The sequence below is a fragment of the Paenibacillus sp. FSL R5-0749 genome, assembly GCF_038595085.1.
Taxonomy (GTDB): domain Bacteria; phylum Bacillota; class Bacilli; order Paenibacillales; family Paenibacillaceae; genus Paenibacillus.
In genome coordinates this window covers 1,871,285-1,883,262 of sequence record NZ_CP152005.1, presented here as the reverse complement: position 1 = coordinate 1,883,262, position 11,978 = coordinate 1,871,285, and the positions used below count along the sequence as shown (strand labels likewise).

Sequence of the window (11,978 nt, the reverse complement as noted above, 5' to 3'; positions counted from 1 at the left end):
GATGCCACTAGGCATCCTTCGTAATCAAAAGCGAACTTTTTGAAAAACCTCTATAAGTTCAGCTAATTAGTATTTACACAGAGACTCCGAAGACAGAACAACTTTCCGATCGCTGTTATCCCCAGATTTTTTTGATTCCCTTCTTAAAAAGGGAAAATCCGGGGATAAGCCGATGCTTCCGATGCAGCTTTCTTTCAGAAAGCTTTTGGGCGCACGCTTAGCTTCTTCAAGTTATTTCTGTCCTCTCCGTTATCGTGTAAATGTTTAGTTGAACATATATAAATGAAATGAGTCCTTAACCTCAAATGGCGAAACGCCATTTGATAGAAGCCTTAAAATATATAATAAAGGGCAGATGCCTCTGCCCTTGCTGTTGTGTTTTCTTTTGTATGAAATATTATTTCTTCTTACTCAGGATCTCGGCAAGAGCGACATCTAACGTTCCGTAGGTGAAAGTGAAGCCTTCCCTCTCCAGTCGCTCAGGAATGACCCATCGACTTTTGAGAACCAGCTCTGTTTCGGTCTTGATGAATCGTGCGCCCAGTTCAAGCATCCAGCGAGGAGAGGGCAGCGCGATCCGAACACCCATCTGTTCTCTCAGACGTGCCATGAGCTCCCGATTTGTAACCGGATGCGGAGAGGACGCATTGAACACACCATTTAAGTGCGGATGCTCTTGCAAATAGATCACCATGCGGAACAGATCCTCGATATGAATCCAGCTGAATTGCTGTGTTCCTGCACCTTGAGATCCTCCCAGGCCAAAACGGACCAGGTTCGTCATGGGCACCATCACGCCGCCCTCGCCCAGCACAATCGCAATTCGCAGTGCAATTTGACGTGTAGACGGCAAACTGAATTCAAAGAAAGCCTGTTCCCAAGCTTTGGCAACGTCGACCGAGAAGCCAGAGCCAATCTCGCCTTCTTTTTCCGTCATGGGACGATCTTCAGCATGTCTGTATATGGTCGCCGTACTCGAATTAATCCATAGTTCGGGAGGATGTTTACAAGCCAGGACGGCTTCCCCGAGAATACGTGTTGTACGCGTTCTGGATTCCAGAATGACTTTGCGATTCTCATCCGTATAACGGCAGTTCACCGATTTACCTGCCAGGTTAATCAACATCTCTGCTTCTTCCAGTGCCTCTATGATCCCTGTACGATCCTCCCAGGCAATATGACCGGGCTGACGCGAGATAATCAGCACCTCATAACCCAGCTTCCTGAACCTTTGGGCAAAATCCTGTCCAACAAAACCCGTTCCACCAGCTAATACAATCTTTTTCACGGTATCCCCTCATTTCCCATACTGGGTAAAGATTTCGCAAGAGATAGATCAACCTGTTTCTATGCATGCAAAATACAGATATTAGATTAAACCCCGCTGGTGACCCGTTGGTTTGATTTAATTCGCACCCAGCGCCGTGTACAAGCGATCCCGCTCTTCGATAGCCCATGTGTTTGCAGGGTTTTGTTCCAGTTGATATCGGAGCTCATCATAAAAGTCATGGATCATGAATCCGTCCGGCAAAGTCCCAAGCATGGCTGTAAAGTTGTACTCGGGCAGTGTTCTTTTTCCTTCACTGATCTGCTTCAGCCAGTCCATCCACTTCGCAAGAGTAAGCACTTCCTCCTGCCATAACTCAGCCTGTAACCCAAGCGCATCTTGAAGTTGTTCGTACGCCAATGGATCAGCGAAGACGCGGCAGGCCTGAACAGCCAGTGCATACAATTCAGTCACAGCAAGGCGTACCTCATGCTCAAGTTCGACTTCCAATCCTTCCAGATAGTCCTGAACCTGAATGCTCTCTCCATCATCATATAGTAGCGGGGCTTGGGCCAATAGGCGTACAATCTCTTCCATTTCTTGCATTGAAACTCGCTTCTGCTCATAGAGAGCAGGTAATTGATATGCTGTAATGATCATTCACTCCTACATCGTTCTTCTATTAATGACCTATATTATAACATGGTTTGGCAATCATCTATCAGGATAACTTGACTATCCACTACAAGTTGTAGTAGTTTATACGTACTACGTAGTGTAGTAATATGCTCGTTATGGACGCATAACGATGTTAAGGAGTGTTCACTGTGAACCAGATTCAAAAATTATCCGAAACAGAAATGGAGTTAATGGTCGTTATATGGTCATGCGATCCACCCGTCACCTCGACAGAGCTATTAGACATATTCGCTGAGAAAGGGAAAGCGTGGAAAGCGCAGACCATGTCTACCTTTCTGTCCAGATTGGTGGATAAAGGCGCTCTTACCGTGACGAGGCGTGGAAGAATCAATGATTACAAACCTCTTCTACAACCAGAAGACTATAAACTACAGGAAACACAGCACGTGCTTGATGGGCTTTATCAAGGTTCTGTCAAGAATTTGGTTTCGGCCATGTATGACGGCGATAAGCTTTCAGACGATGACATTTCAGAACTGAAAAAATGGCTTTCGGAAAAGTAGGTGCAGATCATGAACATCTTTTTTGAAATTCTGTGCAGCCTGACCGTGGCTGGAAGTATCGTTGCCATATGTATGTTGACACTGCGACTCATACCTGTATCTGTTTTTCCGACCAAGTGGCTCTACAGACTCGGTAAAATGGCTCTCTTGTTCTATCTGCTCCCGGTATCCCTTGGCCTTTCATGGCTTTTGGGTTTTGCATTCCCTCCTACATCAACTGTACCGAGTATGGAGCATGCAACATCTACAAGCTTACTTGCAGGGACATTTATCTCGGCACAAACCATTTCTGTAACTACAGCCTGGTCCCTGTTATGCATATGGGGCATTGGCGTCATCGGTTTTTCTGCATGGCAGGTGTACTGTTATCGGAGATTTTTGAATGAACTATCACGCACACGTATACCAGTTCTCTATGATAGTGAAGCCGCTATACAGCTGCCATTAATCAAAGAGGCTTTGGGTCTCCAACGCAATATCACGCTTGCTCACAGCACGGCAGTACGGAGCCCTATACTGGTCGGCTTGTTTAAACCAACCATATATCTTCCACCCGAAAATACGGTAAAGATGGACATCAAGATGGTGATTCATCATGAGTTGGTACATCTGAAACATCAAGATCTGTGGGTCAAGGCTCTGACCTTGGGGGTTAGTGCCCTGCACTGGTTCAATCCCCTGATTCATATGATTCGCCGGGACATTCATACCTGGAGCGAATTAGCCTGTGATGAAGATGTGGTGAAAGAGATGTCCCACGAAGAACGAAGACAATATGGTGAGACAATTTTAAATGTGATGGCGGGAACCAAGAATATGCCTGCTCAATTTTGTTCATCCCTGTCGGGTGAAGGCAAACAATTAAAAAGGAGATTGATGAACATGTTTAACGTGAAGAAACTGAACAAGAAACACTGGATGTTAAGTATGGGGGCCCTATTGCTTATTACAGGAGTAAGTACATCCACCGCAGTATGGGCATCAAACCATACGGTTAAAGTAGAGGCCAAGGCTACTGAAGCCGTGCCTGTTCCTACCGTATCTGAAACTCCTGAAATCGCAGCTTCTCCATCTAAATCCGGAATTTCTGAAGCTGTAACTGCTCCCGCTGCTTCCAAAACGCCTGAAATCGTGGCTATCCCTGAGGATGAAGTTTCAGAAAATATACCAGCTCCTTCGACTACTGAACCTTCTGAAGTTCAAGTTGTAGAACCAGCCACAGTTCCTTCTCCTGCTGGATCTTCTGAGATGGTAGCCCTCCCTTCCGAGGCTGCAACCGTTCCTTCTCCTGCCTCATCTTCTGAAATGGTAGCGCCTGCGGATCAGGTTTCTGAAGCTGTACTTGTTCCTTCAGAGAAGTAACACAACGTTAAGGAACAAGTACACCCATATATGCAAAAGGACGAAGCATAAGTATTACGCTTCGTCCTTTTTGCATATTAGATAAACGTTTTGATCGTAGCAAAATATTCACGGATCATGTTGACCGGCTTCAAATATCCCGGTGACGGGGCCGATATACCGTATTCTGCCGCGTACCCGTTCTTGGCAGCGATATATTTGGAACGGAACATATGATAGTCACTGGTGACAATCATGATCTCGGGGTGCTCCAATCCGGATTCATGAATGATTTTTTTGGAAAAGGCCAGATTCTCCTGTGTACTCGTCGAGCGATCTTCCATAATGACTTGGGCGGGGTTAATCCCCTGTTCAATCAGATAGTTTTTCATGGCAAGCGCTTCGGGAATCGATTCCCCGGGTCCCTGTCCACCCGATACAATCACCGGCGTCTGAGGGTGACTGCGAATGTAGTCCAGACTGGCATCTAACCTTTGCTTGAGGGTCAATGACAATTCCGTTCCCCGAATGCCTGAACCCAGAATAATGACATAGTCCGCTTCTTCCGGATCATTCGCACCAAGCTGTGTGAACACAAGTGCTTCAACAATGACAAAGGAGACGGCAACCACACCAAATCCGGTAAGGATAATCCGTTTCAGAATAACATGCTTCTGATAGTCAATCCGTCTTAGCACGATAAAAGCCACCGTGATCATTCCGAAAAACATGACCGCAAACCTCTGGCCCCAAAAGACCAGAAAAGCTACAAAACATGCCAACAGGACAAGATCAATGATCAGTCCGTTTTTCTGTAAGAACTTTTTCATCAATTCCGTAGACACTCCTTCTTGTACCTGCACTTCCGCAAATCACTTATCTTTCAGTCTGTTATTATCGTTAGTTTGGGCCACTGTTGTTGCCAGCACTTCTTCTGTACGCGTTGATTATAATAATCAGCATCCGTGAAGAACGGGCTTCGACGAACCATTAACGCATACAGATCACACAGACCATGAGGAGCGCAGATGTTAACCCGATCTTCTTCATCCAACTGTACCCCTATGGCAGTCACAATCTCTGGCCAATAGCGAAGAGCATCTTCAGTAGAAAGATAAGGATCTGTGCCATTGCGCAGATGCATTCTGGCCTGATTTTTGACCGACCACTTGGCATTGCCTGTCAACTCACGAAGCTGACACTCCAACTGTATGTCTCGTTCCTCTCGCAGATCTTGCGCATCGTAATAGACAACATCAATATCACTATGCAGCTCTCGAACAGCATATCCATGGAGAATATCCCAGATATAATTGCGAATATATCCTGCACCTATGTAACATTGTGGCAAATGGAGACCTCGGACTCTCCGCAGGTCATGCATTAATTGCTCGTGCTCCGCAATTGCCCGGATGAATTTCTCCTCATGCAACAAGTGGTCCTTCTCTTTACTCCCGATGCTCTACTCACTCCCTCAATCTATTCTACCTGCTTACTGTGCCTGCATCCAATATATCATGTTTGGGTGTCTCCGATAAAATGAACAAATCCCCTCAGGCGGTCACCTAAGTGTCATCTGAACAGATGCATCTTAAGGTCATTCACCTGAGGGGATTGCATGAAGAAATCTGATTCATTTTTTTAGTCAGCCCCACATCCCAATTAGCAAAATGCCGGCAAAAATAACGACGGAACAGAGAATACGCTTTTTCCCCTGCTGTTCTTTCAGCAGTAAAATACCGAGGAAGGCTGCAAATATCGTTCCTACTTCCCGAAGGGGACCCAGTCTTGCCATCGGTGCCTGCTGTAACGCAAACAGAAACAACAGATACGAGCCCGGATTCAGTAACGCGCCAAGCATAATGGTCGATCGATTCACCTTCCACTCCTGACGCAGTTGACGAGAAGCCAGCAACGCAGGGGTTAAACCGGCGACAAAACCAATGTTGGTCACTTCAAGTAATGATAAGGGTGAGATATGTTCCAGATTCAGCTTATCCACGAACACGTAACTGGTTGTACATAAACCTACACATAAAGCCATCAAAACCGGCTTCAATCCCGTTACACGCGAGCCCGTATTAACATCTCTGCTTCCGGCACCACTGAGCACCGTAAATCCGCCGAGCATACACGCAATGCCGATCCAGCCGTACAATGATAAGGTTTCACCCAGAAAAGTAACTCCGATCAGAGGTACCAATAAGGTGCTCGTTCCCCGCATAATCGGATAGATCTGAGATAGATCGCCGAGTTCGTAGGTCTGAGACAACAGCCAAGAGTACAATGCCTGCAAGCCCATCGACAGAATCAGTAGCGCATAGGCTGCCATGGATAAGGGTTCACGTGCCAATTCCACAATGAGTACAGGAAGCAATATAATCGTTGGAATCATCATAATGGACCACAAGAACACACTTTTATTCAGACTGCGCTTGGTAAACATGCTCCAGACGGCATGAGCCATCCCGGAAGCCAGTACCAGCATTATAGGTAAAATCATAATCAAAACGTTCCTCTCTACTCCATTACTCTTTTATATAATCTATTGTGCTGAAGCGCTCCCAGGTTGATGTTCTGGCTGCTCCTTCACGACAGAGCCGTCTTCCAGACGAAGCCATGTATCAAAGCTGCGTTGTCCCGCCTTCATCTGAATGATGCGTCCTCCGCGCAGCATGCCTTCCCTTCCATATGTACTGTGCCCACTCGAACGCCCGTAGCAGAGACGAATGCCATGGTAATTACCGTGAAAATCATTCACATGATCATGTCCGCAAAAGGTTCCCATCACATCGCCCATCTCCAGCAGTGCAGAGAACAGCCCCGAGTTCACTTGGGCAGAACAGACAGGCTCGTACTTGCTGCCATAGCAGATCTGCGTGTCCCACATGGACTGGTATTCAGGAATCGGGATATGAAAAAACGCCAAGGCGGGTAGCTTATCTCCGCGGCTGCGGCCGGAATTGACGCGTATGGATTCAGACATCAGCCACTGGATCTGATTGGGCTGAATCCAGTCATAGCCGGGAATAGACTCAACTGTGGAATAACTCCCTGAATCGAGGAAATACAATACTGCAGCCGGACTCCCATCCGGATCGGCTACCTCCAGCGTGTAATTGCTCATCCCTGCAATCTCGCTTGGACCAGGCTCTGTCACGTTATACTCATGCTCCTGAATGACATCCATTAATCCATCGGGAGTAATCCGATTTTCCGTATCGTGATTGCCGTACACAAATGCCCACGGAATGCCACACTCTTCCACAACTGCTACGGCCTCACGGAAAGCCTGCTCCGGATGCTCACATGCCTTTTTCCCCTGATCTACCGGCCCTGTATAGATCACATCCCCTGTAAACACAACCAGATCGGGTTGTTCCGCCTGAACAACGGTATTCATTAACTTCCGGGTTCTGATATCCTCAGGACGGCCGTCTTTCCAGTGCAGATCTGTAAACTGCACAATTTTAAACGTTCCATCTTTTTGAAAAGTCAGCTGTCGCTTCACTCTTTTGACCCCCTCATTAGTAAGTAAAAATACATGTTATATAATTATGATCTCGTTACACTCTGTATGTTGTTTCTTGTGACATTATGTTGTTTTATATGATCTTATCTTCACATGATAGTACTGTCAATACATCATTAACTTCATCATCACATCTCTGTCCCATGTTCTTGGATAACAAAATAATCAAGATCCTAGACGGTGCAGATTTATTTCTTTTAAAGTACACGTTCGGCAAATTGACAAGCTTTGCTTGACCTTTTAAACTATATAAATCAACATAAATCCACAAGACTACACGAATTATAAATTTAAAATACATATGTATACGCAATACAGGAGGTTCGACAACGTATGTCTCTAACGTACGAAGAGCGCAAAAACACTATTCTTACCCGTTTGGCTACCCAAGGGAAAGTTCAGGTTCAGGCTTTGGCAGATCTGTTTCAGGTATCTACAGAAACCATACGACGTGATCTGGATCGACTCGAAAAGGAAGGCGAATTGCGTAAAGTCTATGGCGGAGCTGTTCGTGTACGTTCAGGAATGATCGAAGCCCCTTTTCAAAAGCGTGCGCAGCTTCAGATGAGTGAGAAACAGCGCATCGGCATTGCAGCTGCCGCTCTGATTGAAGATGGTGAAACCGTGATGTTGGACAATGGCACAACAACACTGGAGATCATGCGTCAACTAAGAAATCGTTCACAGGTGACTGTCATCACCAACTCAGTTCCAATCCTCACCTGTGCGCTGGAAGGTTTTGCAGGTAAAATCATTTTTGCTGGAGGTGAAATCAATTCAGCGGTGCAAGCTTCCACGGGGCCAGTCACACATGAATTGCTGAGTCAGTTCAAAGTAAACAAAGCATTCATCTCTGCCGGCGGTGTTTCGTTAATGGATGGTGTAACAGACTATTTGCTGGAAGAAGCACTTGTTTCCCGCAGAATGATGGAACGAGCAGAAGAGTCCATTTTGGTAGCCGATCACACCAAATTTGGTCGATCCACGTTTGCACAGATCTCCCCCATGAATCACGTATCAATGGTCATTACAGACTCCGAATGTTCGACTGAATGGATTGAGGCCCTACATCAAATGGAGATTGAAACGGTTCACACGATTTGACAGTGTGAGCCATTTTTTATACCTTTATAAGGTATAATGATCGTTCTATCCTATTTTCAAGAGAGGACATTCCTGATTATGAGCAGCAAAAAAGAAATGCTTTTGAACGTGGCTGAAGAATTATTTTATCTTCATGGCTTCCACTCCATTGGATTGAAGCGAATTATCACAGATGCCGGGATCGCCATCATGACGTTATATAACCACTTTGAATCCAAGGATGACCTTATCGTTCAGGTGCTCCTCCGGCGCGAACAGCGTTATTTGGAACAGTTAAGGCAATATGCAAACAATAAAGAACAACCCATGTTTCTCAATCTGGCTGAAGGACATGCAACTTGGTTGAAAGAACACGAGTCAAGAGGTTGCTTGTTCTTACGCGCCAAAGAAGAATTCGGAGGTCATGCAGACCATATCATCGTCCAGACAGTGAATGCACATAAAAGACATATGAGAACGTTAATCCAAACATTGGCGCCTGCTGCAAGTGATCGAGATCTGATACGATTTGCCCTGCTGCTGGAGGGTTCTACGGCACTTGCTGAGACAGAAAATGTAAATGACGTCTGCCGAGAATTGATCCATATGACGCAAACCAGTTTCAAGTAGTCCTATTCCGGGTGAGTTAGTAGTTCAACTCACTTTTTTATTTAAGTGAAAATATAATGATCGTTCTATCTAAAAAGGCGGTGGATTTTATGAAAAAAATTATCTTTCCAGGCATTGCACTTATCGCTGTATGTTATGCATTCGGGCGATTCAGTTATGGATTGTTTATGCCGGAAATTTCGGAAGCCTTACACTTGAATGACGCAGCCTCCGGGGCGATTAACTCTGGAACGTATATTGCCTATTGTCTGTCCCTTCTAACGGCACCCCTGTTGATTAATCACAAGGGGCACCATTATGTCATTCAATTGGCAGGCATCAGCGCAGTGCTCGGATTAACCGGCATTGCCCTGTCTCAGAATGCATGGGTTCTTGCATTTAGTGTATTTCTAGCCGGTTTAAGTACAGGCTGGGCCTCTCCGGCACTCGGTAACACGGTTAATGCCGAACTTGCACCGGATCTGCAAGCCAGAGGCAACAGCTGGATTAATACAGGGACCAGCTTCGGAATTGTTATATCGGGTCCACTCTACTGGCTGTTCACGGATTACTGGCGTCTAACCTACATCCTGTTTGCCGTGATCGGTGTTGTAGTTCTGCTGTGGAACAGACGTGTCATTCCGGCAACCAAGACACTGCCTTGTACCAAGTCGCTCTGGACATGTATGAAACCAACCAGACCCGGGTCTGCTCTTCTGATGGCTTGTCTGTTAACAGGTGTTAGTTCCGCAATCTACTGGACCTTTGCCCGAAACTTCCTCACGGACGAGAAAGGGGCCTCCGATTCGGAAGCCGTGTTGTTCTGGATTGTGATGGGGGTTATGGGGATACTCGGCGGATGCGCCGGACGCATTATTGAACGTATTGAGATTGGGTGGTCCTACCGGATAGGTATACTTTTATTGGCTATCTCGCTGGGGGTAATCCTGCTTCCATCCATGGCGGCAAGCCTGATCTCTGCGATCATATTTGGCAGCACATATATTTTCCTGACCAGTGTATTTATCGTTTGGGCAACGCGACTATTCAGTCCCAATGTATCCATCGGAATTAGTCTTGCCTTTCTCGCGCTGGGTGTTGGGCAATTCCTCGGTTCATCCATGGCAGGTTACACGATTGAAGTGTTCTCCAATACAACGGCATTTCTGGCCTTTGCTGTACTCGGCCTGTTCGGATTGTTAATTCGAGTGAAATAAATGACAGAACAACGTTCTGATCGTTTTTTATTCTACTCGGCGTACACTTCCGGTCAGTCCATACTGAAGCCGTACATCTACAAAAGTAACTGTGGTCCCTTGCCCGATTGGGGATTGGGCCACGATGCCAACTTTGATCTCTTCGGGGCAATCAAGGCCAAAATAACGTACCAGTTTCCACTTCTCACCATCCTGGGAATAATGGAAAGCAAAGCTGCTGCCTGCACGGGCTACACGCAGATAAGGCTTGCTGACATCTACAGGGGATGATACACAATCATCCGAGTTGCCACGGGTCACAACACTGAGAATGGACGGCTGTTCTTCAAAAAATTCAAAGCAGACTTTAGCCCAATTCGTATCGTCCACCATTACCATCAGACAGCCCGAGTCATACTGTTCTTTCATGTCCACCTGTACTTGAGTGACGATGCTGAAATCTCCCTTGATTATCGTATGTAAAAATGGAGCTGAGGCTTTCACCGGGTCACCTCCCGGATCAATGAAAAAGTCACTGACTGGCGAAACGGTTATCGTTACTTTGCCATCTTCAATGGACCAATCTGCTGGCTCGTTCAGCCATCCCAGGTTGGCAGATAATGTCTGACCTGAACAATGTTCGAATAGATTCGTCATGTGGCACACCCTTTGTGTTGGAGTTTAAGCTGACTCATTTCTCTATTTGTATTCGGTATGTCTCATGGTTAATCCTGTATCCATCCCCGTTATCTTACACCCGTGTGTACGATTGGATGAACCGCTCGTCCCACACTTGTACCTCAATATAACGTTCCGGACCCTTATCGCCCTGACGGTTCCATTCCTGAGGCCAACCATAGGTTTGGATCACTTCGATGATTTCATCTTTGGTATAAATCTGCTTACGATAAGGTTTAGCATCGTCAAACCTCATTGTTGGAAACAAGTCCCCGTAGGTAAAACTCACAACATCGACAGGAAGATCCCCCCACGGAATGAGCACATGATCAGGTTCTGAATACCAGGACGACAACCATTCACATGCGCCAAGCGTCAGGTAATGGGGATATGATTGCAACGGCTTTCCACCTTTGGCAACAAACTGCTCATAAGCTCTATGCTCAAGCATTCTGCGAATAGCCATGTAATCTGCGGATCGCCGACTGGCAAAGTTCCTTCCCTGAAGACGGATCTGCTGAGTTACTTCTTCTGCTTCATCCGCAGACAGGCTGGAGAGATTTCTGAAAGGACCAAGACTTTGTTCAAAATAATGATAGGCATTCCAGTCGTTCAACCCTTCCACTCCCTTCATTATTAATAAGGTAATTTTATCCATAATATGATAAACTGGACATACGAGATTACTACAATGATATGAATTACAACAGGAGGAGATCAACCTATGTTTGGTGTTAACGTGAAAAAAATAGAAGATCAACTGGTCATCCGCTGGCAGTTCTCCAAAATCGAAATCCCCATCGCACATATCTCATCGGTCACTCTGGATGATACGTACGGTGGCAGCGAACCATCCGCCATTCGGATCGGTCCGGTTAATGGCACAAGCGAGAGGATTCTGATCCGTACGGTTAATCAATCATATATCTTATTCACGAACAGTGTGAATTTATATCCCAATATCCGAGATATGCTACAACCGGCAAACTAGATTTTGGTTCGAAACAGATTATAATGTTTCTCCAAAGGACAGCTCCATTTACATATGTACCCCACCAGAAAGAAGCGTG

At 46.0% G+C, this 11,978-nt stretch carries 14 protein-coding genes; 6 read left to right on the top strand and 8 right to left on the bottom strand.

The window, feature by feature from the left end:
* Window positions 1-397: 397 nt before the first annotated feature.
* Together MKY85_RS08490 and MKY85_RS08485 are read right to left on the bottom strand one after the other, a co-directional pair.
* A complete protein-coding gene (locus tag MKY85_RS08490) occupies window positions 398-1,288 on the bottom strand; it encodes a TIGR01777 family oxidoreductase (RefSeq protein ID WP_339259956.1) in 891 nt (296 codons plus the stop codon).
* A gap of 117 nt (window positions 1,289-1,405) precedes the next feature.
* Window positions 1,406-1,927 (bottom strand): hypothetical protein, encoded by a 522-nt coding sequence (locus tag MKY85_RS08485; RefSeq protein ID WP_339240745.1) that lies wholly within the window; start codon window positions 1,925-1,927, stop codon window positions 1,406-1,408.
* 167 nt (window positions 1,928-2,094) lie between these two features.
* Between MKY85_RS08485 and MKY85_RS08480 the strand changes: the two genes are divergently transcribed.
* Window positions 2,095-2,469, top strand: a complete 375-nt coding sequence (locus MKY85_RS08480) for a BlaI/MecI/CopY family transcriptional regulator (RefSeq protein WP_339240744.1) — start codon at window positions 2,095-2,097, stop codon at window positions 2,467-2,469.
* A 9-nt stretch (window positions 2,470-2,478) separates the two neighbouring features.
* Window positions 2,479-3,831, top strand: coding sequence for a M56 family metallopeptidase (locus tag MKY85_RS08475; protein WP_342572374.1), 1,353 nt, complete (start codon window positions 2,479-2,481; stop codon window positions 3,829-3,831).
* A 77-nt stretch (window positions 3,832-3,908) separates the two neighbouring features.
* Here the strand turns inward: MKY85_RS08475 and MKY85_RS08470 are convergent, their stop codons facing one another.
* The 4 genes from MKY85_RS08470 to MKY85_RS08455 form a co-directional block, all read right to left on the bottom strand.
* On the bottom strand, window positions 3,909-4,640 hold the full coding sequence (locus MKY85_RS08470; protein ID WP_339259953.1) for a YdcF family protein: 732 nt from the start codon (window positions 4,638-4,640) through the stop codon (window positions 3,909-3,911).
* A gap of 53 nt (window positions 4,641-4,693) precedes the next feature.
* A complete protein-coding gene (locus MKY85_RS08465) occupies window positions 4,694-5,245 on the bottom strand; it encodes a nucleotidyltransferase family protein (protein WP_342572373.1) in 552 nt (183 codons plus the stop codon).
* Between the two features lie 210 nt (window positions 5,246-5,455).
* The gene (locus MKY85_RS08460; RefSeq protein ID WP_339259949.1) at window positions 5,456-6,313 is read right to left on the bottom strand and encodes a DMT family transporter; all 858 of its coding nucleotides are present in this window, start codon (window positions 6,311-6,313) and stop codon (window positions 5,456-5,458) included.
* Window positions 6,314-6,355: 42 nt separating this feature from the next.
* Window positions 6,356-7,321 (bottom strand): metallophosphoesterase family protein, encoded by a 966-nt coding sequence (locus tag MKY85_RS08455; RefSeq protein WP_342572372.1) that lies wholly within the window; start codon window positions 7,319-7,321, stop codon window positions 6,356-6,358.
* A 354-nt stretch (window positions 7,322-7,675) separates the two neighbouring features.
* Here MKY85_RS08455 and MKY85_RS08450 point away from each other — a divergent pair, with 354 nt between their 5' ends.
* From MKY85_RS08450 to MKY85_RS08440, 3 genes are all read left to right on the top strand, one after another.
* Window positions 7,676-8,446, top strand: coding sequence for a DeoR/GlpR family DNA-binding transcription regulator (locus MKY85_RS08450; RefSeq protein WP_339240735.1), 771 nt, complete (start codon window positions 7,676-7,678; stop codon window positions 8,444-8,446).
* A gap of 78 nt (window positions 8,447-8,524) precedes the next feature.
* The gene (locus tag MKY85_RS08445; protein WP_339259946.1) at window positions 8,525-9,055 is read left to right on the top strand and encodes a TetR/AcrR family transcriptional regulator; all 531 of its coding nucleotides are present in this window, start codon (window positions 8,525-8,527) and stop codon (window positions 9,053-9,055) included.
* Between the two features lie 89 nt (window positions 9,056-9,144).
* Complete coding sequence (locus MKY85_RS08440; protein WP_342572371.1) at window positions 9,145-10,251, top strand: MFS transporter; 1,107 nt, start codon at window positions 9,145-9,147, stop codon at window positions 10,249-10,251.
* Between the two features lie 27 nt (window positions 10,252-10,278).
* Here MKY85_RS08440 and MKY85_RS08435 read toward each other — a convergent pair whose 3' ends face one another.
* Entirely contained in the window at window positions 10,279-10,887 is a 609-nt protein-coding gene (locus tag MKY85_RS08435) for a DUF1349 domain-containing protein (RefSeq protein ID WP_342572370.1), read from the bottom strand.
* Window positions 10,888-10,981: 94 nt separating this feature from the next.
* Window positions 10,982-11,524: a hypothetical protein gene (locus tag MKY85_RS08430; protein ID WP_342572369.1), complete on the bottom strand. Its 543-nt coding sequence runs from the start codon at window positions 11,522-11,524 to the stop codon at window positions 10,982-10,984.
* Window positions 11,525-11,632: 108 nt separating this feature from the next.
* Here MKY85_RS08430 and MKY85_RS08425 point away from each other — a divergent pair, with 108 nt between their 5' ends.
* Complete coding sequence (locus MKY85_RS08425) at window positions 11,633-11,899, top strand: hypothetical protein (RefSeq protein ID WP_339240728.1); 267 nt, start codon at window positions 11,633-11,635, stop codon at window positions 11,897-11,899.
* The last annotated feature ends 79 nt before the right edge of the window (window positions 11,900-11,978 follow it).